This window comes from Spirulina sp. LEGE 11439, assembly GCF_059821285.1.
The window spans coordinates 148,720-170,314 of the sequence record NZ_JCAMRX010000007.1 but is presented as its reverse complement, the minus strand read 5'-3'; the positions used below and the strand labels follow the sequence as shown (position 1 = coordinate 170,314).

The following is a 21,595-nucleotide window of genomic DNA, read 5'->3' as shown; positions in this document are numbered from 1 at the left end:
GGAAATCTCTGAAGACTGTGCATGATATTTTTCAGATCGAAAGCTAACTCCAAGGAAAACCATGAACAAAAAAGACCTAACCGAAGAAGTCGCGACAAAACTCAACATCACCAAGGCAGAAGCCAACGATGCCCTCAATGCTATCCTCGAAGCGATCGCAGACGCAGTTGCGCGGGGCGAGAAAGTCACCCTCGCGGGATTCGGCACTTTCAAGGCACGTGGCAAAGACCGAGAAGGGCGCAATCCCGTGACGGGAGAAATCCTTGTCATCCCTGCAACCAAAGTTCCTGAATTCAAACCCAGTAAAACCTTGAAGGAAAAAGTTGCTCGAAGCAAGAAATAACAAACACGTAGCCCATCATCGTTCGCCACGACGTTCCGAGGCAGTTCGGTTCATACCGAATGCAAAAGAGCCAAAGCGTTCGCAAAGCATCTCGAAACCTGTTATTCCCCTCTCACTCCGTACCGCACCAAGGTCGCGCGTAGCTTCGGAAAGGCAAAGATAACACAGAGGAAAAATACGGGATTCGCTTGACCATTGCCACCGCAGTTTCAGCAATATATTTTTCTTTTTCATGGCTTACAATGAAAAATCCAAGGAAAATCTAGGGAATATCAGTTGTACTCGGTAAGTCAAGCAAGATTAATACACAAACTGCAACTTAAAGTTTACCACGTATGCTCTAGTTTTAAAGCAATCGATGCTGTATATCTTATCTGGAAAATCCCGCGCTAATCCCAGAATATCAGGGAAAACCTCAAGAATACTCTCGTTTATTTGTTGTCCTTTCCAAGTAAATTAGATCGGCTCAGTTGTCAATCTGTTTAACAGGCATTACACCGCCGTCATTCTCAACTAATTACTCCATGTATGCGATACATTCCGATTGTCGCAATGCCTGTCAAATATTTTAGCAGAATTCACCGCATACCACTGGCAAGCCCGCTCCATCTATGCACTCTACATTACCTTTTGTTCTGCTTCGATTGCCGTCGATACAGTTGAATTTGCGGTAAAGATGCCGAACGCTTCAGAACAATATAAACTCTCATTCATGCCGATTGCGTCGCTATTCGTCGTTATCTTTGCATTATCGGGTAAATTTCGCGCTGTATTAATTTCCAGAAAATTCTTTTTCGGCACGGCAATACACGAGCAACGGAGAACCGTGCGAACAAAGTTCGTCCCGTTGGTTGTGCCGATGTTTCCCATGTTTCCTCGGAACGTTGCAAACCCAACAAAAACATCGAAGAGATAGCAACAATACCAGAGTAGCCATTGGAATCGTGGCTATCGGTGGCTGCAAGGAAAGGCGAGGAGAATAGGGAAGATGAGGCTTATCGGCGATCGCTGGCAAAACTGAAGGGATGATGTGGGCAGGGTTAGTGTTAGAAAAAACCTAGGTTAAATAAAACTCTGTATGGAAACTAAATCCCCTCGTCCCCACTGCACCCGATAGAACCGAGAGAAACCGAAGAGAACCAGCAACCACACAGCATCCCTACGCCCTCCGGATACGCTGCGCGAACGGTCATCCCGGCAATCACAGCAATGCAAAAGCTCTACATCGCTTTTCCGTGGCAACAAGGGCAACCCAGATCGCTCCAACAAAGCGAAGCTCATCAAACGCTCGAACTCTGTGCGAATGCAAGAAACAAAGACATCACGATTCTCAACGGCAGACGCGGAATAACAGAGGCGGCGCGGCGGATCGTAGCACGGGACTTTGAATGATATTGCTTTTCTTGGTATCGCGTAGTCTCCAGAAAACCGCCCTCGTCACCACGCGAGATATGCTGCTCTCTTTGCCAGCCAAGGACATTTACCATGCCCTGTACTTTACGGTCTGACCGGGGTAGACAGAAGAAACACGCAGAACTACCGCGCTGCCGTTGGACTGCCCTGCTGTCTTGGTTGGTTGCGGTGGGCTTTAGCGCTCTCCTTAGCGTATTCTTAGTGCATCCTTAGTGTCAAGAAAACACCTAGATTAAAATAAATTCCAATTGGAAATTGAAAATCTCGGCTATTCTCTCGCCCTCGCAGTACCCGATAGAGCCGCAAGAACCGAAGAAAACCAGCAATGCCTCTGTCTCCAACAATCCGCAGCAACAACCGCGATACTCCCTCCGGGAACGCTACGCGAACGCCACTGTCTCCAATAGAACCAAAAAGAGCCAAGCCATAGCATCACATCCCAGCAACCACAGCCCTACAGCACGTCCCGTGGCAACCCAAAGACAACCCAGACCGCTCCAGAAGCAGTAAGAGCTACATCCCCTCGATAGACTCGCGAGAACGCTTGGAGGCAAGAGCATCAAGCACAGATAATCCCCTGACTTCCCACGGCAGGCGTGGGATAGCAAAAGCAGCGCGGCGGGTCATAGCACGGGACTTTAATTGATATTTGATATTGTTTTTCTTTGCGATCGCGTAGTCAATCACCGGGATATGCGCCACAAGGACAGGCTTGCCATACAATCCCCTATACTTCGCGGTCTGACCAAGGAGATGAAAGAAATCCGTGCTACCGTTGGACTGCCCTGCTGGGGTGGGTTTGCACCAAAACATCTAGGTTAAAATAATCACTCCGTAAAAACACTGAAACCTCGGTATCTCGCGTTCTCTGGTGCAGCCCGCCGATTCTATCAGACGCAACACAACGCGGGCAAGGCATAGGAGCAAAAGCAGTTTCGCCGCCCCTTTGATTCTTCCATTCTCTCGCATCTCCTTGCTCCACATTGCCAACCGCGCCTGCCATTGGTACAAAGCTCGAATAGCCTTAGAACCGCCTTGAAGCGCCTCTGGGCAGCTTTATCACTCCCTTGGATGCAGTGAGCCTTGCTTTGCCGCAACTATCTTTGTTTTTTAAAGCGTGCGACAGCTTAACTGAGCGATCGCCGTACACCAGAGACGACGAGGTATTCTACCGAGAGAATAGCGCACGCGGAAGAAACCTCGTATTCCTTGCCATTCCTAGTTTTCAGCGACTTCCTCCGCATAACAAAGGAACAAACGGAAACAACAAGAAACATAGAAGCATGGGAGAGCCATCGCCCGCAATAGCAATGCAACGTAATACCCAGCAATGCTCGACTCTCGGCAACCTCATCGAAAGCCACCGCAAAGCAGCAATCGGCAACGAAACCTCTGCACATCCAGCGATATTCAGACGACAACCATGCGCTATCTATCTGCCATACAATCCACGGTCATATCAGAAGAGCCTGCGATGGGCTGCAAGTACCAAAGAAACCGTGCAGGTTATGGTACTAATGGTACTGGTGTTTGCATACAAACACCTAGGATTATTTCAAATTCCATACAGAAATTGAAAATCTCTCGCCCCTCCAATACCCCAAAGAGCTTGGTATGTCTAGCTTTGCGAGGAATTCAGCATCTTCTGCAACTCCATCGCACTCCTTAGTTTCTCCTAACTTTCCGGCAAAGCAGCAGGAGCTTGGCTTTCGGGAAGTAACAGGGGGCGTTGGGGCTGCAAGTTGCTCCAAGCTAGTTCTTTGAGTTCTTCAGAATAACCGAGGAACAGGCTTTTCCAGTTATCGAAGGTGGCTTTGGTATGAGACTTCACCTTGCAAGCGAAGCTCTTCTGCTTGTCCCCGGCTTGTTCGCGGGCAACCTCAAACTCGAAGACGCACAAGGCTTTAAATCGTGCATCTTTGCCCCGCGCCGAAATCCCATTGGCGATGGCGTGGCAGGTGGTAATCTCTTGGCACAATTCCTGCCAGTGTTGAGCAAAGGTGGCTTGATTAGCACCCTTAGCGGCATAGACAAAAGGAATGCTGTGGCAGGGTTGGTTGTCTTGGTTCAATAGTACGACTTCGTAATACTGAATATTTTGGGCGTTGGAGTTATCGCGGTGTTCGTAGTAGCGACCGAGCAGTACGGTGGTCTTTTGTTCCTGCGATTGCTCGCGGTCTAGTGCCATCACTGGCGTGCGCGGCATGACAAGCATTCGAGGTTGTTTCAGGAGTAACCCGCGTTCCTCTTCGCCCGACGACTCGAAAGCGTAGGTCACGAGTTGTTCGGGGTCGTAATCGAGCCAGCCCGCGATCGCCAGTTGGCTTTCAGGGATAAAGTAGCCGCAATTATTCTTGTTCGTGCCGCGCAATGCCTGAATGCGAGGGAGCTTGGCGTTCGGATCAATGAACGACGGGTCGCAGAATTCGTCGCGTTCTGGAGGGGCTGAAGGAATTTGCTGAGGCTCGTTGATAGGCTCGTCGGCAATCACTTCGACTTCAGGGGTTTCAGGGGTTTTTGTCGGTGCAGGAGATGTTTTGGCTTTCATCGAGACTCCTTGAATGGCTTGGATTTACTTTGATTTCACCCCATACTTTACTTTTCTTAGTTCTTTTGTTCTTTTTCTTCCCCATGACTCCTCATGACTCCCCACTCCCTCACTCCCAAGTCTAGCGCGATGATACGACCAGTAACCTCTATACTGCCCTGACCTTTCGGATAACCAAGGCGGCTAGTCGGTCGCGGCGGGCTAAGAACTCAGCACCTTCGAGATCGCCAGCAATCCCCGCCGCGACGGACGCTTACCGACAAGAACCCAGTCGGGCGCGGGCTAAGAAGAATAACCTTGGATATTCGAGAGCCAACCCCGCGCCGGACGGCAAACCCCAGTCAAGCGCTATGATTACTCTAACTTAGAGGAAAGCAAGAGAAACTCGGTACTACCAGACTTAAGACAGTACCGAGAAGAATAAATTATTGATAAGGAATATCGTCGTAGTTAGTATCGCCGTAATCGTCAACAATGGCTACGGGAACAGCCACGGGCTGAGATTGCCGACGCTCGCTAACAAAACTATTAGTGCTTTGGGGAGCGGGAGAATTCGCGGGATATTGCGTGCGAACTTGGGGTTGAGCGTAATAACTGTTTGTAGCATTACCGTTGCTGCTGTAACTTTCGCGGCGCTTCCAAGATTCCTTGTTTTCAATAATCAGCATCGTCCGATCTTTGCCAAGTTTCCGTTCTGCAAAGGCAAGCAATTCTTCGAGGGTCGCTTTCGGATCTTCGGGAATGCCAAAGGTAAGTCCGAAGTAATGCTTAAAGCGAGTCCACGAAAATTCTTCGCCGCGTTCCTTGGCTTGCTGGCTCAATTGAAAACCGAGAGCCTGCTGCAAGCCGTAGTAACAGCGTTTGAAGTGGTTTTCGGGGTCGAAATCGGGAATGCCGTAGTGACCGAGAGACTGATTGAGTTGCTCGATGCGGTCGAGTTTGGGTTGTTGGGATTTAGCGGTAGATTGTGCGGTCATAATTGACAGTAACTCCTTAATTCTCTTTGTTTTCACTTCATGCGAAAGCTGTTTTTTTGATTTTCTTTATTATTTCTTTGTCTTTCTTACTTTCTTAGAATTTCCAGAAGAAGCGAAAGATAAAAGAATATTTATGATGCTCTGGGAAAAGCTCGAATTCAGCGTTAATTTTGCTGGCTAACTCTTCGAGCAATGGCAATCCTTTAACCCAAGCATTATCATAAAAGCAGATATCGAGTACGGTACTGTTATTGCCTTTCATGTCATCTCGGCCAAAGCGATAAACTACATCGGGAAATTGTTCTTCAAAGTCAAACGATTCCGACTTTATCTTATTTGGATTGAAAGCATTATGTTGTGGAAGCCAAATTAGTAATTCCTCCAGTGCTGCCAGAGAAAAATCCACGAGATAATTTGGCATAAATTTGTGAACTTTGCGAACGTACCAGTAAATATCAGAGGATGGAATTAAGCCCGGATAGCCTTCGCGAACGCTGACGCAAATATGTCCACTTGGTAATTCTTCATTTTTCTGCATTTGCTCGACTTTATCAAAAATATCGGGCATAAAAGGATTACCATCGTAACATCGAGCTTCTATCTCGAACTCGCTTTGATCGTAATATTTACCGCTAGATTTAAAGCAGATTAACTTTGCAGTGACTTTCATAGTTTCTTGATTTTCTTCAGTCATCTTCCTGACCTCTTTAATTGTTTCACCTTCGCGATAGCCTTTTTCTCTTGGCTTTCTCTTTTCTTCTTTATTTCTAGAGAAAGCCAATGAAATTACGCTGCTATTAAAACTACACTCCCAAGCCCAACGAGCCACCAATATTTTCGTAGTTCTTTAATCCAACAAACCGCACCGAATAGCCCATAAATTGCCACAACCATCACTGGGTGTAATGATAATTCCAGACTCGAAAATGGCAGCGCATTCGCCAGATTAATCAGAGCCATCAGCCAACTCAAAGGAATTCCGACAACCCACGCGATCGCGCTTCCCAAAGGCGGTAAAATTAACGAAAATCCCGCGCTGATAAAGCCGCCCAAAGAGACAATGAGAACCAAGGGAGTCGAGAGAATATTGGTAAAAATGCTGTACGTTGGAAAGCGTTCAAACACGCAGATAGCGAGGGGAAACGTCCATATCTGCGCGGCTAAGGGTATCGCGATCGCCGTGGCAATGGTGGGCGGCACAAAATCCAGCTTCTTCACGATGGGCTGCAATGTTACCAATAGTCCTAAAGTTGCCAAGAAACTTAGCTGAAAGCCCAAATCCCGAATCCATAGCGGATTCCAAAGCAGCAAAATCGCAGCAATGCTAACTAAAGTCCATAAGGGAGAATCTTTGGGCTTTCGTTCTCCCGGCAGTTCGTATTGCATCAGTGCCACCAATCCTGCAATGCTCATCAATGCGGCACGACAAACTGAAGGCTGCAACCCAGTCAGTCCGACGTAAATAACGAGGGTGACAATGCCAACAACGAGATTTTGACAATCTGAAAGGTTCAGCTTTTTCGCGATCGCCATGACCACCCCGAGCAACAGCGAAACGTGAAAGCCCGATGCAGCCAGAACGTGCGCCATACCCGCATTGATAAATGAGTCTCGCACGAACTCCTCTAAGTCCACTGCTTTGCGACCGAGAACGATGCTGGATAAAGTTGTGTTGCATTGTGCGGTAATAATGCGCTGTCGCAACATCCACAATCCTTTAGGTTTCTCGCCGACTTCGCTCGCACGCGATGCCGACAATCCCGCAAAAGCGCCGTGACGGGCGAGATAAGCGGCAAAATCGAACTCTCCCTCTGATGATGGGCGATACAGCGTGCCAATGAGTTTAACGCTCTGTCCGGCAACCAAATCCTCTTCGAGTTTCCCGGCGGGCATCGTCACGTAAAGTTTGCCATCGACCCGATTATCGAAGAAATATTCGGGTTTGAAGAAGAACTTAACGCGATCTTCTGAGGTGCGCCGGGGTTCGCTGGTAACATAGCCAACCACGACAGCTTTAACGAACTGCTCTTCACCGAGATGATGAGAAATATCAGAGTTGGATGGTGAAGGAAGGCGAACTTGATACCAACCCAATGCGATCGCAAATGCCAGAGTGAGTGCAATGCCTTGTTTGGATTGCCAGCAAATGGCAGAGACGAACGCAATGCCGATGCCGAGCAGCCAAAAGTGCAGCAAGTTCTCAGAAAATACCGACGCGCTCGTGCCGATAACGATGGCTAACGCAAGGGAATAATAGAATTTCATGGGACTTATTCCAATTCTTCACTCTTTGCGAGAGCCATCTTTATTTTCATTTTCTGTATGGAATTTAATTTTCTTCTACGGACAACTTGCAACATCAGTTATCCCCGCAATCCCCGTCTCGTAGAAGAAATCCCCAGTATTGCGAGCCTCAACACCGCTCAAATCTTCAACCTTGAAGCTCCAGCCATTCGGGTCTAACTCGTAGCCTGAATCTCCTGCACTCGCGGTATTTCCCGATAAATTAACGCAAACCTCGCGGCGGCTGGCTTGGTTGATGTCGATGCCATCGTCGTTAGCGATCGCGATGTTATCCAAAATCTCGTAATTCCCTCGCGCCCAATCGCGGTTGTTGATGAAAATGCCGTTATTGGCTGCATCAATATTATTGTTGGCAATTTCGGCTTCAACAAAAGCAAAGTTCGCCGCGTCAATGCTAATACCTTCGGGAACATTGGCGATTCGGTTATCGGTTATCAATGCCACGACGCGCGAGTTATTATTGGCATCGAGATAAATTGCCGCATGGCGAGTATTATCAATGGTATTGCCTCGGATTTCCAGATTTACCCGCGCAATGCCGTTGGCTTCAATTTCAATGGCGTTACTGCGAGTATTCGAGATTTCATTGTTGGCGATCGCAATCTGGTTATTGCCGCGAGCGTCAACGAATATGCCGTCGCCGTTGGGGTTGGTAATGCGATTGTTCTCAATGTTTAACGTGCCATCGGTAATCGTGGCAAAAACTCCTTGACTCGCGGCAAATCCAGATAGTGCAGAGTTATTATTCATCGTCACGCTGCCATTAATATTTGGCCGCCGTCCCGTGCCGCGATGAGGTAAAGGTGCGAGGATTGTCTTGCCCTGCCATAGTATCGGAATTACACTAGATGCACTGGACATCAACGCCACGCCTGCGGGAATAATAAGATTGCGATTGGCATCGACCTCGTGAACGTATACCAAATCTCCCGGCTTTGCTTGGTTCAGCCCATCTTCAATACTGAGAAGTCGGCTATCTTCGACATAGATAAAATCGAAGGGAATATTTCGATCGTCTTCGCCGGTCGTGGCAACTAAAAGTACGTGATAAGGTCGTTGGGTTTCTGGATGAACGGCAATTGTTTCGCTATCGAGGGTTTCCCATTCCTCCGCGATCGCGATGCGGTTGCGCCGTCGCACTGGTTTATTATTGATGCCGATGCGAATGCTGGCAAAAAGGAGATTATCGTCACTTTGATATTGTAGGTTAATCGTGGTGTTATCATGGGGTTTGATTTCCAGCCGCGCCGCACCGTTGAGTTCGTTGAAGTAAGAGAGTCCCAAATACCCCTTAACTCCCTGAAACAATTGCAATCCCAATTCCCCGTCAACTCCAAGCAATGCCCGTTCGTACAGCATATCTCGTCGCGATCGCAGAATTAACTGGTTGCCTCGGATGGTGCTGTGGGTTAAAGTGTCGCTGGAATACGCGAGTTGCCGCGTTTGACCGATGGGAAGATAAGCATTAGCGCGAAATTCAAGAGAACCCAGAAACTCAAGACCAACGCCAATTTGCTCGAATTCATTACGGTCGGTGGAGTGCCTATCATAGCCGATATATGCGCCGAAGTCTTGGCTGCGATGACCGAGTAGAATGCTGTTGTCGTCGAGTTGGGCAAAGGTAATGTTGGATTCACTTTGTTCAAGGGAAATCCATGCGGGCTGGGCAATACTCCCTAACGGGAACGCTAACGCGAACGAGGGGGCTGCAAGCAGTAGGGAAAATAGAGGAAGTAAGTGCTTCATGGTTCTTTCTCATTTTTCTTCACCTCCTGCGAGAGCCTTTATTTTTCAATTTATTATTGGATTTAACTTTTCCAAACGCTGCTCTAATTGAAAATTTAAAAACTCCCGAAACTTCTCTCGCTTTTCCATCGGAGATTCAATGAGTTTCTCAATCGGATAAGAAATTGCCGCACGCTGCCGCGAATAAATCCAGACTAATTCTCGGATTCGATATTCGTCGTTGAAATCCAAGAGGAAATAGCCGATCTGCTGCCAATAATTCTCCAATGTCATTGGCGATCGCTTGAAACTGGTGCGAATATCGTACAACTCGTTACCATAGATAAACTGCGCGTCCGCACCACCGACCAACGCACTGCCCTCGAAGGCAGGGTTATTAACGAAGCGCCTCATGGCACGGTCTGCCACCAACTGCGGTCGAATGCCGTTCAATAGATTTTCAATATCCTCGAGCGATCGCTGAATCTTATCGCCCGTTAATGCCTTGCCCTGCAACACCGAAAGTATGGGATGCCGAGTATCATTGCGTCCGTATTGCTCTAATCCCGCCATGACTGCAAAGTGAAGCGGGGTGGGTTCTGAGGAGATTAAGCAACTCCATAAATCCTTATGGAAAGCAATCGCACCATCGTATACTAAAGTTCCCTCAAAACATTGCCAACCCCCGATAGCATAGCGAATGCCTTGGATGACCGCCAAGCCCACGAGAGCAAAATCTACTTCGCGATACTGCACTCGCGGCATGAGCGCATTGTGATGCTGAATGATGGCGAGGGCGGCGGGAATGTTGCAGTTTATTTCAAACCAATGCCGCACGGGGGAATTCGGGTCTTTGAGGTGTCGGGTCAAGCTCATGTTCTTTGGGTTTCCTCATTTTTCTTCACCTCCTGCGAGAGCCTTTATTTTCATTTTCTACTTGGAATCTGATTTTTTCCAAGTCCAATGCTGCGATATCTGCGACCCGCCTTGAAACCTGCCGAACTCACAGCTTGCCAATCACTGCCTCGGGACAATGCCGATCGATGAGCGCAGAGACAATCTGCCAGTCGCCGCCCGCCAAGCCGCATCCCATGCCATAAGGCAAATATACTGGCAAACTCAGGCAATTGCTGGTCGCGCGGATTTTCTGGAATGCGATTGCCACTGCGTCGTAATCGGTATGGCGCTGTCCCTTGCCATAACTTTGCTGCCCTGCGAGATTGCAAACATACAAGGGCGCGTCAGAGACTTTAACGAATTGGACGCTGCTGAGAGTGAAGTGGGTTAAATGCTCGCGATATTTTTGAGAAACAATGGGATAGCGATCGCGAAGTTGCTTGGCCAGTCCCGCACCCATCTTGCCTTGCAAATTCACTTGATGCACGAGGATGCCGCGTTGAATCGAGAGGAGATTGCAGTGGATTATTTTCATAACTTACAAAGCTCCACATATTGTTCCTTGAGAGGCCAAAAAATAATGCTCCAACGTTCCGACGCGACGGGTTCGATGCCGTGAAGTTTCTTAGAATTAAACCGAACGATTTCGCCATCTTCAAGGATAAAACGTTCTGGAATATCTTGCTTGCTCTCTGTCATCAAAAATGTCGCATCGCCTAAGTTAATACTCGCTGCGATTGGCGCAAATACGGTATGGTCGCGGTGCAATTTAATGCAAATATCGGGCGCATAGAGTAACAATAAACCAATGTGAAATCCCGGCAAAATTTGCTCTCCTAATGCTTCAATGAATTTATCGCGATAGCCTTCGATAATCGTAGGATTCTTTCGCAGATCGCATTCTCGACGCAGCCAGAGTTCTCGCCGTCCTTTAGCATAGCCGCTCATCGTTGGCGTTAGTAATTCGCGGCGTTCTTCGCACCAGCAATGCAAATTTGCTAACTCCCGATCGCATAGCTTTCTAATTCTTTCCAAGCTCATTCTCATTCTCCCAGTATAATGCGATGATGAAAAAATTTAATGCTGAAATACATCGGACTTATCGAACATTCAGCCTGCTATATATTCCACTAAATCTTCGAGATCGGCTTTGTATGGATTGCGATAAAATTGTTCGCAACAAGGCATCGTAAAGCCATCGCCCCGGCTATCCCACGGCGTACAAACCGCCCACAAATACCATTGCGCTTGATGGCTCGAATAAATATTGCAAATGACATAATCATTGCAGAGAATTTTAAAAGATTCTCCGGCAATGACATGATATTGAAGATACTGATGCAAGTTTTCAGGCGCGACGGGTGTTAATTTCACTTTCATTGCTTCTCTCCATTTTTATTTTACCCAGAGCATTTGTCATTTTCTTTGGTTTTTATACGTCAAGAAATGCCAAGGCTTCTCCAACGCTCATGGTCGCTCGATCCGACCGCATCAAATCAACGTATTTGCAAAACTGCTTTGCCCAGTCTGGCAATTCACAAGATTCATATCCGCAAATCAATAAGTCATTCCTGAAAATTAAGTCATCTTCATCGATTTCTACATCGATACAATGTTGCTCGTCAAAGTATTTAACGAGAGGATGAACTTCTGCCGTAATGCCCATGCTTCGCGAGTAATCGCCAACTAATAATTCGGGGACTTTGGCTTCCAACCAATTGCGAAATTTTTCTAGGGTTAGCTCTCGATATAATCGTCCTGATGTCATTTTCTTAATACTCCGAATCACTGCAACAATGCTGCCAATCTTGCTCGTCTAAATACTCTTGATAGCGACGTTGAATATTGCTATCTGCTCCTTTCAGGAGAGCTTCGCTAACGCTTTCTAGTTTAGCAGAATCATCGAGATAAATCATCGTAATTTTGTCGGCTTTTGCAGTAGAATTAGACTTGTGAATTGTTGTAGACTTCTGCATGAGTTCCCTCCTATTTTTTACCCATGCGGAAGCCTTTTTATTTTATTTTGACTTTCATTGTCCGAAAGAAATGCAGGTTGAATAGTGCTTTGTTATCCTTTTAATTTGCCCTTGGCGCATCGTGCCGATAAGTGTAGAGATGATAATGCAGCGCTTGATTTTATGTTTTTTATCGCTGATTGTAATTTTACCGAGCCTGCCGTTGGTCGCGCCGTACCATTTGAATTGAATGCGGCATATTTTCGTTGTGCGATGGCAATAAACCGTAGTATCTTTAGGGTCGAGGTAAACACCGTAAAAGTATTGCCATGCGGCATCGTTAAGGTCGAGGGGATTCATTTTCTTCGGATGCGATGCGATGACAAAGCCGCTATCGGTGGGCTTGATACTGACTTGCCAATCGCGGGATTGCTTGCGGGCTTCGTGTTTGGCATTAATCAAAATGCGATGCACTGTGTCGTTAGCGGAAATGATTTTTTGGCGCTGCACGATGCCAATAAATGAAGCTGCGGCAATCGTTCCTAGAATTCCAATGATTATAATGATAATTATTTGCTCGAGCAGCGTAAATCCGGATTCTGTATTGATTTTCATGGTACTTAAAAATGCCCTAGGTTTTCACCCAAGGCATTGCTAATTTTCTTGTTTTTCTTGTTTTATTGCATTCAAATTACTTCGCTGGCGACGAAATAACCAGCTTTTATCGAATCAATTGCAGCGTAAATTTCATCTCCCGATTTAACCGAAGCGAGCGGGGAGTCGATAATTATAAAGCCATCTTTAGTTTGCAAAGAAAATCTCATGCGATCGCCGAGATTAACGATGAGAAAGCCAATTGTCCCGTGGAGTATCATAACTGCACCTATTCTTTATTTTCATTCCTTGCAGGTGCAGTTTTGCTTTAGTTTTATTTGTTATAAAATGGTATCTTGTTTGCATCGCTTACATCGACAACTTGAAAACCGTTATTAAGGTCAATATCCTCTGCATATTCGGGATTCCGTTTGAGCCATTGTTGCGCTTCTGATTCGCGCTGTCGCTTAATGCGAGTCACGCTCATCGGCTTGGCTTTCGGTGCTGCCTGACGCTCGCGTTCTGTCTCGGAAGCAATGCGATCGGCGTTGTTCGCTTCTGCCTCAAATTCTGCCTTGCCGATCTCGCCTGCTTGGTATTGCTCGCCAGCGATATGTGCTGCATCGGTGGCATCGTTGTAACGCTTTCGCGCTTGCTTCTGTGCTTTTTGGGCGTTGCGGCGTTCGAGATAATCCTTGTTCATTTGCAAGAGAATCTCTTTAATGCGCTGGAGATTTCGCACTCGCGCCTTCGTGTCATCGATTCCCAAGAATGCTTCGGGATTGGCAATAAAATCCTTGATGCCGATGTTAATCTTCGCTGCCAGTGCCATCATCTGCGAGAATGTCTCGGCTTGTTGGGAGTTAAATTGCAGGCTATCAATGCCCCACGAATCGAGGTTGATACTGCCCTGCCAAGATTGTCGTCCGCGCTTTTGCATCACGATGACATCGGGTACTTTAGGAGAAGTAAGAATAATTTGCCGTTCGTTCTCGCGTAATGTTGCTTGCAGTTGAATCACTCCGATCTTTGCCGCGTACTGCACGATTCCTTGCAAGCTATCGGGTTGCTCTTCGGTTTCTCGTCGGTCGCCGAGGAGTAGATTGCCGTAGTTCTCTAGCGTATATTCGAGTAGTTCGTTGAGTGCCAGCCGGACTTCTTTAAAACTGCGAAGATTCTGAATATTTTCGAGAGCGAAGGCTTGCTCGAAGTTTGCATTGAATTTATTGTAGAGATAAAGATTCAAGGCGTTCGTATCCCATTCATCTTGAGAATAACTGCCGTCATTTTGTCGCCGTCCCGGTGCGATTTTAAATTGATTGAGTTCGCCGGCTTGCAAGGCTTCCCAGAAAGTTGCCTTGCGATCGCGGTGCTTCCACATGACTTGCCGTAGCGCGTAAAAGCATGATTTATATTGCGAGAGCGTTTCTTGCAATGCCGATTCTGCTTCGCTGGCAGGGTTAGCTTGAGGATTGTAGGAATTGAGTAATGTAGTATCGAGCATGGTAGACTCCGTTTATCTTTGTTTTCAATTAAGTTTTTGTTTTTCTTTTTTCTTCTTTATTTTTCTTTTAAAACTCGATAATTAATCCTTCCTTTATCATCCAATTAATACAACTTTTAATGATATCCCCATGACAACCTAACGGTTTGCACCAACACACTAATTCAATATCGTTTTCACTATCTAGCATCATCTCGCCAATTCTGATTAGCTCATCATAGACTTCGCCTTTTCCTTTCCTCACTTCTTCCCAAAGCCATTTTTTATATAATTCAATACATCCTTCCCTTCCGTATTGCTTTACGCTAAATTTATTGCCTAAAATACTGCCTTGCATTCCATAGCTATTCCTGCCAATATAAACTTTGTTTTTCCCAAGCCAGCCGTCGATTTTACCGTTCTTAATTAATAGCATAATCACCTCTTTGCTTTTTTTTATTCAGCCTTTTATCAGCATGGGGCAAGAGAGTGTCAAGGGCTTTCGCAGGCTATGCCTGAGATGCTAGAAATTGTTGGGAAAGCCTATTTTTGATTTAGTAGTTCTTGGCTTGAAAGAGCGAGAAGGATTGTAGTAAGAAGCACGATTTTATTATTCGCTCTTTTAAGACTTTAGAACTTCTTCAAAAATACGGTTTCCCTTACAATTTCAGCACCCTTGACACCAGCAAACATTCGCGAAGCATCCTTAAATTTGCCCCATGCTATACTGAGAAAGGCTGAAAAAAAGCTGTGTTGCTGCCGATCCCGACCTAACTTATATAGCCCACCAGCCAAACCATACTCATCTTGGAGTGGCGGGGTTTTGTTCGCATCTTTGCGGACAAGCCCTGCCCGACGAGATGAGTTACGCTATAAAAAGAAAATATTCGATAAACCTATCTTTCAATAGGCTCATCGAATTTGATAAAACGCTTTAAAACTCTACAATTCGCACTGCTAAACCATACTGTTTCGCTAAATCGATCATATGATTCGTGCCACGACTTTGCCTATCCCAGAATGCTACTAAAGCATCTGCATTCTGCGCCATAACTTCGTTGCGTTTATAACCCGCACTTTTGCCATAGAGATCCCAATTCGCGAAATATTGCTTTAAATTCAGATTGCGATCGCGTGCATAGCATTCGCCGAGTTTATCTGCACCTCTCGCCGCTCCCGATACGATGCAAATGTTACTTTTATTTTGCAAGAGATGATCTAGTTTCTGCTGCATTAAATTGTAATTATTGAAATTTCGCGAACCTGCAACGATAACTCTAAACATTGTAATTTCTCCTAATTCGTCTTAGTCGATTAGATAAGCTGAACTAAATTCAGCATCTCTCGACCGCTTTTTTTCTTCAGCCACCCGATCGGCATGGGGCAAGAAAATGTCAAGGGTTTTCGCAGAGCTATGCTCTGGGATGCTAGGAATTGCGAAGAAAGCCTATTTCTCCTAGCATTTCTTAGTGAGGAACGAGCTTAGAACTTCTTCAAAAATACGGTTTCTTTTTGCAATTTCAGCACCCTTGACACCAGCAACATTCGCGAAGCATCCTTAAATTTGCCCCATGCTATACTGAGAAAGGCTGAAAAAAAGCTGTGTTGCTGCCGATCCCAACCTAACTTATATAGCCCACCAGCCTGCTTCGTCGGTTAGCGATCGTGCCGTTGCTTCTCTTCAAACGGAAATAATTTAGCGATCGATGGAAAAGCGATCGCTATCATCAAAAAACCATGCGGGACAAAACCCGCCACACCACTCACCACGACAGCCACCAACCGCCCCCCGCCGAAACCAAGCCAAAGGACGCAGGCGGCACGACCCCAGCCGGCAACCAGACCGCGCACGAAACACCCAACCCCAGCGCCAAAGCCAACGAAGCCCAAGACCCGGACCCCAACCCGCAGAAACAAGACCGAGAGCAAGACGACGGCACCAACCCCGCCGGACAAGACCGCCCCGGAAACGACACCAGCAGACCGCGCCGAGCCGCCAGCGCCCGCACGAAAGCAGCAGACCGCCGCGCAAACGACGACCGCCCACGACCGAACGACGAAGCCCGAAACACCGAAGCACCCGGAAAGAAAGACCGAACCCGCGAGTCAACCCCCGCCGCACAGCCGACCAGCACCGCCGCACCCGGACGCACCGCACCGCAAGCAGCCACCAAAGCCGCACCCCCGGAAGAGCAACGAGACCCCGAAAACCCAACCACCGAAAACCGAGAAAGAGAAGCAGGAACAACAAACGCAGAAACAGCCACGGCAACCCCCAACAGCAAACACAACACTGTTAAAAGCAGCACGGGCGATGGGCTGTCAAGGGCGCGGGCTACTCACAGAAAATGTTCGATATAACAGTTAATACCCGCGCTTGCATTGCCCTTGACAGCCCGATGGGGGTCTGGGGGTTTCCCCCAGATAACAAACCGCAAAGCGTCCTTATTAGCCCGTGCTATACTGGAATAACCTGTGTGTGTGATATATTCACGCAACTTTAGCCTCTTTCGCTTTAGTGAAAGAGGCGATAAAGAGTGCAGGGGGGTTAAGCCCCCCCAAGCGACGCGGATGATATATGTATAAGACGCTTGCGTCTTCGTTAATCTCTATATCACCCTAACTTGTCGGCTTCCTCAGCAATACAACAATATTTTTCTCACAGAATAATCACTTAATATCTCTACAATCCTTGCTCGGAAATATGCCCTACTTCTCTCGTAATCGCCTCTTCTGAATCCGAATCGTATGATAACCCGCAGGATTAGGAAAGATTTGATATCACCAGCCTTTGTAATTTTTCATTGTTTGACTTCTTGTAACTATTTCATTTCTGCGATCGCTATTTTCTTTGTTCTTTCTTTAAATACTCAACAAAATCCAATAATTCCTCATCGCTCAACATTTGTCGCGACGACTTGCCATAGAGCTCTTGCAAGCATTGCCGTCCTTGCTCGTTCGTCCAGCCCAAACGATCGAGTTCGAGATTGGTTTGTCGCAAGATAACACAAAAATCAAAGCCTTCGGTTTCTTCAACGACTTCCTCAGCCTCTACCGTCACCCAAGACTGCAAGGGTTCTTTGGGAAACGACGCGCCGCCGTAGAGCTTTTTAAGCGCCTCGAGGACTGCTTTCTTATCAAACCCATAGGGAACAAAGAATAACGAGAAGATTGCCCGCGTAATCGCAACGTATAATAAGTTCCATTCTTGGCGTACTTGCCAATCAACCTGCGCTTTTGCCATGAACGGCATATCCTGCGAACCCAAGATAAAAACCCGTTTGGCTTCGTCTCCCTTGGCTCGGTGGATGGTACTGAGCCACACGCTAACCTTGCCATTGTCGTCGAACAATGCCTGAATGCGATCGCCAAATTCTTTGCCACCTTTGCATAACCCGCCGAATTCCTCGTAGCAAAAAAGAATCGCATGATAGCGATCGAGCAAGTTCTGCGCCTCTAAATCGCATTCGCACTCTTGAAGTTCGGCAATGCGCGGCAGGCAATATTCACTCAAGTTATTCAGAAAATTACCGGGGAAATAATTGCGATCGTAGAAGCGCCGGGCAAAACTCGCCAATTCTTTACCAATCTCGCGACCGCGTATCTTCGCACTCATGCCTTGTTTAATCAATTGCAAGCACATTCCCAATAACGGCGCATTAAAGCGACATAATATTAAATCGCCATCGGTGACGCGATCGAGCATGGTATCGGCATCGCAAACTTCAATGTTTCCCTCGGGTGCATCGGGTTCGCTTTGAATATCGGCAACGATGCGTCGCGCCAGTGCCGTGATTTTCTTAGAACAACGGTGAGAGACACTGAGCGGCAATTGCATTGGAGCATAATCTGATACTAACTTTTGCCACGCATAAGGATCGCTGCCATTGAATGAATTGATTGCCTGAAATTCATCGCCCGCCCCAATAAACCTCGCGCCTTGCCGCACGTAGCTCAAATACAAAGCATTCTGTGCCGGAGAAGTATCTTGCACCTCATCAACAATCAGCACATCCCTCGCCGGCGGGATAATCTGCCATTTCCAACAGAGCCACAGCAAGCTATCAAAGCTAACGCGGCATTCGCATTCGGCAATGCGCTCGATATTCTTGAGAATCCATGCCACGCTGCGGGTTATCCAGTAAAACTGTTCCTCGTCGGGAATGAGGAAGCCAAAATGATTGCAGAGATCGGTCAAAGATTCGAGGTTCGGCTCGACGAGACATTTCTGAGCGAAACTCACGAGTTTCCTGATGAGTGCCAAGAAATCGTATTGCTCTTGCCGTTGCTTTTCGTTTGTTTCATCAAAATAAATCGGTTTGACTGGGAATTTATTATCGAGTTGCTGTTGGTAATAGTGCCTCACTTTTTCCTCAGAATTATCGCGTTTCTGCTGTAAAATAAGATAGTCGCTTCGCAACCTCAAAATATTCTGATAAGACCGATTCGTTAAGCGAAATAATATCTCGTTTCTGTCGTCGATTTCTAATGCACCATAAAAGCGTCTTTGCAGTAGCGATAACGCCATACCGTGCGCCGTATTCATCGTAACCCGGCTCGGTAATTTACCACTTTTCTTGAGACTATCGGCATTATGGCGGTTGAAGGTGAGTATGGTTATTTTGATGGGTCGTCGAATGTCCTCAACGACTATGCTATCCGGGAGAAGCGGCACGCATCCGGTTAGCAATGTAGATTTTCCAGACCCCGCAACCGCGCCGATGAGCAGATTATCCCATGTATGCTCGACCATCTCGAAAGACAGCAGTTGATATTCGTCCCACGGGATTGCCGTGCGAAATTCTTTCTTCCATCGTTTCCACGTCCATTCGGGTTTAGTATCGAGTTTAGTTGCGGTCTCTGTAATCGTTAATGCCGTCACTTTCTTCGCTTTCCTTTACTACTTTTTCACCCCAAAATTTCACTATTTTTATTATTTTACTTTGGTTTTTGTGGGGAGTCAATGGGATTAATTTAGGCTTTTCAGGGATGCAGTAAGGATGCGAAGGGATGTAAGTATTTTGTTGTTTGAATTTCTGAAGTTAGTGATAGAATAGAGGGAATTGGGAATCGGCAACAGGGAATCGTAAGGAGTCAACAATTCCCGATTCCCTCTCTTGGTGCGCGTTCCCTAGATGAGGAAACCTCATCGGGGTCGCACCGCTACTCACGATTCCCTAATAAATAACGCAGCCGAACGGTGCGGGAACACCGAACGACTGCTGACCACATTGTTATTAGAGGTAACGCAATGGCTGATAATCACGATATCATCTCTCAGGATGATGCAATTGTTCTTATCAACTCGGACGATCCGTTTCCCGTTGATTTTGAGAAAGTCTGGCGTTGGGTTGGGTATTCAACAAAGCAAAAGGCAAAAAACAAACTTATCAACAACTTCATTGAGGGTACGGATTATCGGCTTACCCAGATGGTTAAGCGCGTAGAAGGCAATCGTGGTAGGGGTTCTACGCGATACAACGAAATAAAGCTAACCGTCGATGCCTTCAAATCTTTCTGCATGATGGCGGGTACTTCTAAAGGGAAGGAAGTCCGACGCTACTTTATCCAATGCGAGAAAATTGCCAAACAAGCACTCGCCATTCAAAATCCTTACGAGCCTTACTGGTACCGGCGGCTCAAATTATTCAAAGCTCGTTCTGTCGTTCCCGATGGTTACTTCAGCATTTACGGTGAAACCATCGACCTCGTTTCCGACTTGGAAGCGAAAGGGTACATCTTGCCAGACGATGCCATCCCAGATATCAGCGTCGGGAAATGCTGGGCGAATTATTTGCAATCTCAGAAGATAAACCCAAAGAATATCGCCGTTCAATATGACCATTTCTATCCGGGCTGGCAGCATTCCGTGAAGCCTTATTGTAGCGCGCCACATGGTTTTGGATCTAATTTGACTTTACGCCACATGGTTTTGGATCTAATTTGACTTTACGCCACATGGTTTTGGATCTAAAACCATCTGTCATCGCCTCTGAACATCAATATAATCCTCTGACATCTCCTGAATCGCTCCCTCATCCTCACTATTTACCCCCAAATACTCACGAGCTTCAATCGTGACAGACTGACCGCGACCAGCCCGACCACCAAACTGATGAATGGCAGCATAAACACGATTGCTCCCTATCTCAACCTCACGATTGCTGGAACGGTAGACAATAGATCGCCGCAAATCTCCATCCTGTTGCAAAATCTTAGAGCGCTTACGTCGTCGTTGCTTACTGGCGATCGTAAAACGCGAAAGAGCAGCCCACGGTCTACCCCGATGGTCTTGCTCATCATCAAACTTAAGTTGAGTTTTTCTAACAACATATTCCCCTACTTGGGAAAACAAAGGACGCAAATTTGAGACGCGGCGGGCGGCTCGATTGAGAACTCTAATAACGTCTCTCGTATCAACTTGGATATTAACGCTCATAGCTCCTGTACTGCGTTGATAATCATTGCTCTAGTGGGATTATTTTGAACTCTCTCAATAACCAATTGAAGATTACTTTCAGACTCCTCTTTACTCTGTCTTTTCATCTCTGAGACAATAACACCAACCAAGGCTTGAGCATTAGTAATTGGTAGGATATCCCGTAAATTCTCCCGTAGCTGATTAGTGAGTTCTGGAGATAATCTACGAATAATAGTTTGTAAGATTTCCTGACGCTGTTCCGGGCGCGTTTGCCCCATCATATAACCCCAACCCGGATCGGGTTCTACAGAAGCAGCAATGGCTCGATTAAGCTCATCTTTTGCTTCAAGAATCGAGCCAACAGCAGGGGCATTTTCTACCTCCAAATTTTCACGATCGATATCTCTTTGAGAAAGGGTAACAACGTAACAATTACAGCCGAACCCGCAAGGCGGTGCCATTGTAGCCCAAAATGGGTCATCAGCCCTGAATACACGACGATGCAGAGCTTTATGAAGAGGACGAGGAAACCGCGCATCGCTATGAATCCATTGCCAATAGGGACGAGCCTGTAAGACATCTGGATCGCGCATTTGTTCATATCTGCCCGCCGCGTAAGCCGTCCTCAAGTTTGTCGAATAAATTGTATTAAGTCGCCAATTCCGCTCACCTCGAAAAGCCCAACCGTGGCGTGCAACAATTCCATCAAATTGCTGGGCAAATTCGCGGCGAGTTATACCTTCGGAAATAGCCCGATCTACAGATTGTCTGAGGTCGTTTAATAAGTCGGCTCTCATCGCACCAGCAACGGTAAAAGCCATATCATGTTCCTCTTGCCATAAATCATCCCATCGTTCGGTGGGGATGTTTTGTTTTTGCCTAAAAAAATTAATGGCTTGTTGGAAATTTAAACGATTAAAGTTGAATTGTACCAT

At 46.7% G+C, this 21,595-nt stretch carries 25 protein-coding genes and 1 pseudogene; 3 read left to right on the top strand and 23 right to left on the bottom strand.

From position 1 onward, the window contains the following. Nucleotides 1-58 precede the first annotated feature (58 nt). Nucleotides 59-343: pseudogene (locus AC6RV6_RS07725) on the top strand (HU family DNA-binding protein); the annotation flags it as partial. A gap of 618 nt (nt 344-961) precedes the next feature. Here the strand turns inward: AC6RV6_RS07725 and AC6RV6_RS07720 are convergent. Then, nucleotides 962-1,213, bottom strand: a complete 252-nt coding sequence (locus tag AC6RV6_RS07720; protein WP_500240174.1) for a hypothetical protein — start codon at nt 1,211-1,213, stop codon at nt 962-964. 339 nt (nt 1,214-1,552) lie between these two features. Between AC6RV6_RS07720 and AC6RV6_RS07715 the strand changes: the two genes are divergently transcribed. After that, on the top strand, nt 1,553-1,735 hold the full coding sequence (locus AC6RV6_RS07715) for a hypothetical protein (RefSeq protein ID WP_500240172.1): 183 nt from the start codon (nt 1,553-1,555) through the stop codon (nt 1,733-1,735). Between the two features lie 534 nt (nt 1,736-2,269). Here AC6RV6_RS07715 and AC6RV6_RS07710 read toward each other — a convergent pair. The 20 genes from AC6RV6_RS07710 to AC6RV6_RS07615 all read right to left on the bottom strand — a co-directional run bounded on the left by AC6RV6_RS07710 (nt 2,270) and on the right by AC6RV6_RS07615 (nt 19,121). Further along, nucleotides 2,270-2,479, bottom strand: a complete 210-nt coding sequence (locus AC6RV6_RS07710; RefSeq protein WP_500240170.1) for a hypothetical protein — start codon at nt 2,477-2,479, stop codon at nt 2,270-2,272. 46 nt (nt 2,480-2,525) lie between these two features. Then, complete coding sequence (locus AC6RV6_RS07705) at nt 2,526-2,759, bottom strand: hypothetical protein (protein ID WP_500240167.1); 234 nt, start codon at nt 2,757-2,759, stop codon at nt 2,526-2,528. A gap of 672 nt (nt 2,760-3,431) precedes the next feature. Then, a complete protein-coding gene (locus AC6RV6_RS07700; protein ID WP_500240165.1) occupies nt 3,432-4,304 on the bottom strand; it encodes a DUF5895 domain-containing protein in 873 nt (290 codons plus the stop codon). Between the two features lie 425 nt (nt 4,305-4,729). Then, a complete protein-coding gene (locus AC6RV6_RS07695; RefSeq protein ID WP_500240164.1) occupies nt 4,730-5,281 on the bottom strand; it encodes a hypothetical protein in 552 nt (183 codons plus the stop codon). 94 nt (nt 5,282-5,375) lie between these two features. Continuing rightward, nucleotides 5,376-5,975 (bottom strand): hypothetical protein, encoded by a 600-nt coding sequence (locus AC6RV6_RS07690; RefSeq protein ID WP_500240162.1) that lies wholly within the window; start codon nt 5,973-5,975, stop codon nt 5,376-5,378. 92 nt (nt 5,976-6,067) lie between these two features. Next, complete coding sequence (locus tag AC6RV6_RS07685; RefSeq protein ID WP_500240160.1) at nt 6,068-7,546, bottom strand: ComEC/Rec2 family competence protein; 1,479 nt, start codon at nt 7,544-7,546, stop codon at nt 6,068-6,070. Between the two features lie 75 nt (nt 7,547-7,621). Beyond that, a complete protein-coding gene (locus tag AC6RV6_RS07680; protein ID WP_500240159.1) occupies nt 7,622-9,331 on the bottom strand; it encodes a right-handed parallel beta-helix repeat-containing protein in 1,710 nt (569 codons plus the stop codon). Nucleotides 9,332-9,376: 45 nt separating this feature from the next. Then, nucleotides 9,377-10,186, bottom strand: a complete 810-nt coding sequence (locus tag AC6RV6_RS07675; protein ID WP_500240158.1) for a hypothetical protein — start codon at nt 10,184-10,186, stop codon at nt 9,377-9,379. A 127-nt stretch (nt 10,187-10,313) separates the two neighbouring features. Further along, the gene (locus AC6RV6_RS07670) at nt 10,314-10,742 is read right to left on the bottom strand and encodes a macro domain-containing protein (RefSeq protein ID WP_500240156.1); all 429 of its coding nucleotides are present in this window, start codon (nt 10,740-10,742) and stop codon (nt 10,314-10,316) included. Beyond that, the gene (locus AC6RV6_RS07665; protein WP_500240154.1) at nt 10,739-11,248 is read right to left on the bottom strand and encodes a 2OG-Fe(II) oxygenase family protein; all 510 of its coding nucleotides are present in this window, start codon (nt 11,246-11,248) and stop codon (nt 10,739-10,741) included. Before AC6RV6_RS07665 ends, AC6RV6_RS07670 begins: the two co-directional genes overlap by 4 nt. A 69-nt stretch (nt 11,249-11,317) precedes the next feature. Continuing rightward, the gene (locus AC6RV6_RS07660; protein WP_500240152.1) at nt 11,318-11,587 is read right to left on the bottom strand and encodes a hypothetical protein; all 270 of its coding nucleotides are present in this window, start codon (nt 11,585-11,587) and stop codon (nt 11,318-11,320) included. A gap of 52 nt (nt 11,588-11,639) precedes the next feature. Then, on the bottom strand, nt 11,640-11,975 hold the full coding sequence (locus AC6RV6_RS07655; RefSeq protein ID WP_500240151.1) for a hypothetical protein: 336 nt from the start codon (nt 11,973-11,975) through the stop codon (nt 11,640-11,642). Nucleotides 11,976-11,979: 4 nt separating this feature from the next. Next, on the bottom strand, nt 11,980-12,183 hold the full coding sequence (locus AC6RV6_RS07650) for a hypothetical protein (RefSeq protein WP_500240148.1): 204 nt from the start codon (nt 12,181-12,183) through the stop codon (nt 11,980-11,982). Between the two features lie 54 nt (nt 12,184-12,237). Then, the gene (locus tag AC6RV6_RS07645; RefSeq protein WP_500240146.1) at nt 12,238-12,777 is read right to left on the bottom strand and encodes a hypothetical protein; all 540 of its coding nucleotides are present in this window, start codon (nt 12,775-12,777) and stop codon (nt 12,238-12,240) included. A 71-nt stretch (nt 12,778-12,848) separates the two neighbouring features. Then, a complete protein-coding gene (locus tag AC6RV6_RS07640) occupies nt 12,849-13,037 on the bottom strand; it encodes a hypothetical protein (RefSeq protein ID WP_500240144.1) in 189 nt (62 codons plus the stop codon). Between the two features lie 53 nt (nt 13,038-13,090). Next, complete coding sequence (locus tag AC6RV6_RS07635; protein ID WP_500240141.1) at nt 13,091-14,260, bottom strand: hypothetical protein; 1,170 nt, start codon at nt 14,258-14,260, stop codon at nt 13,091-13,093. Nucleotides 14,261-14,327: 67 nt separating this feature from the next. Then, nucleotides 14,328-14,675 (bottom strand): DUF4326 domain-containing protein, encoded by a 348-nt coding sequence (locus AC6RV6_RS07630; protein WP_500240138.1) that lies wholly within the window; start codon nt 14,673-14,675, stop codon nt 14,328-14,330. 498 nt (nt 14,676-15,173) lie between these two features. Further along, nucleotides 15,174-15,524, bottom strand: coding sequence for a DUF2493 domain-containing protein (locus tag AC6RV6_RS07625; protein WP_500240135.1), 351 nt, complete (start codon nt 15,522-15,524; stop codon nt 15,174-15,176). 371 nt (nt 15,525-15,895) lie between these two features. Next, nucleotides 15,896-16,129: a hypothetical protein gene (locus tag AC6RV6_RS07620; protein WP_500240133.1), complete on the bottom strand. Its 234-nt coding sequence runs from the start codon at nt 16,127-16,129 to the stop codon at nt 15,896-15,898. 952 nt (nt 16,130-17,081) lie between these two features. Continuing rightward, complete coding sequence (locus tag AC6RV6_RS07615) at nt 17,082-19,121, bottom strand: UvrD-helicase domain-containing protein (RefSeq protein WP_500240131.1); 2,040 nt, start codon at nt 19,119-19,121, stop codon at nt 17,082-17,084. Between the two features lie 369 nt (nt 19,122-19,490). Here AC6RV6_RS07615 and AC6RV6_RS07610 point away from each other — a divergent pair, with 369 nt between their 5' ends. Then, the gene (locus AC6RV6_RS07610; protein ID WP_500240127.1) at nt 19,491-20,186 is read left to right on the top strand and encodes a BstA C-terminal domain-containing protein; all 696 of its coding nucleotides are present in this window, start codon (nt 19,491-19,493) and stop codon (nt 20,184-20,186) included. Nucleotides 20,187-20,222: 36 nt separating this feature from the next. Here AC6RV6_RS07610 and AC6RV6_RS07605 read toward each other — a convergent pair whose 3' ends face one another. Both AC6RV6_RS07605 and AC6RV6_RS07600 read right to left on the bottom strand, forming a co-directional pair. Beyond that, the gene (locus tag AC6RV6_RS07605) at nt 20,223-20,678 is read right to left on the bottom strand and encodes a phage virion morphogenesis protein (protein ID WP_500240125.1); all 456 of its coding nucleotides are present in this window, start codon (nt 20,676-20,678) and stop codon (nt 20,223-20,225) included. Beyond that, nucleotides 20,675-21,595 carry a phage head morphogenesis protein gene (locus AC6RV6_RS07600; protein WP_500240123.1) on the bottom strand — a complete coding sequence of 307 codons (921 nt, stop codon included), beginning with the start codon at nt 21,593-21,595 and terminating at the stop codon, nt 20,675-20,677. Before AC6RV6_RS07600 ends, AC6RV6_RS07605 begins: the two co-directional genes overlap by 4 nt.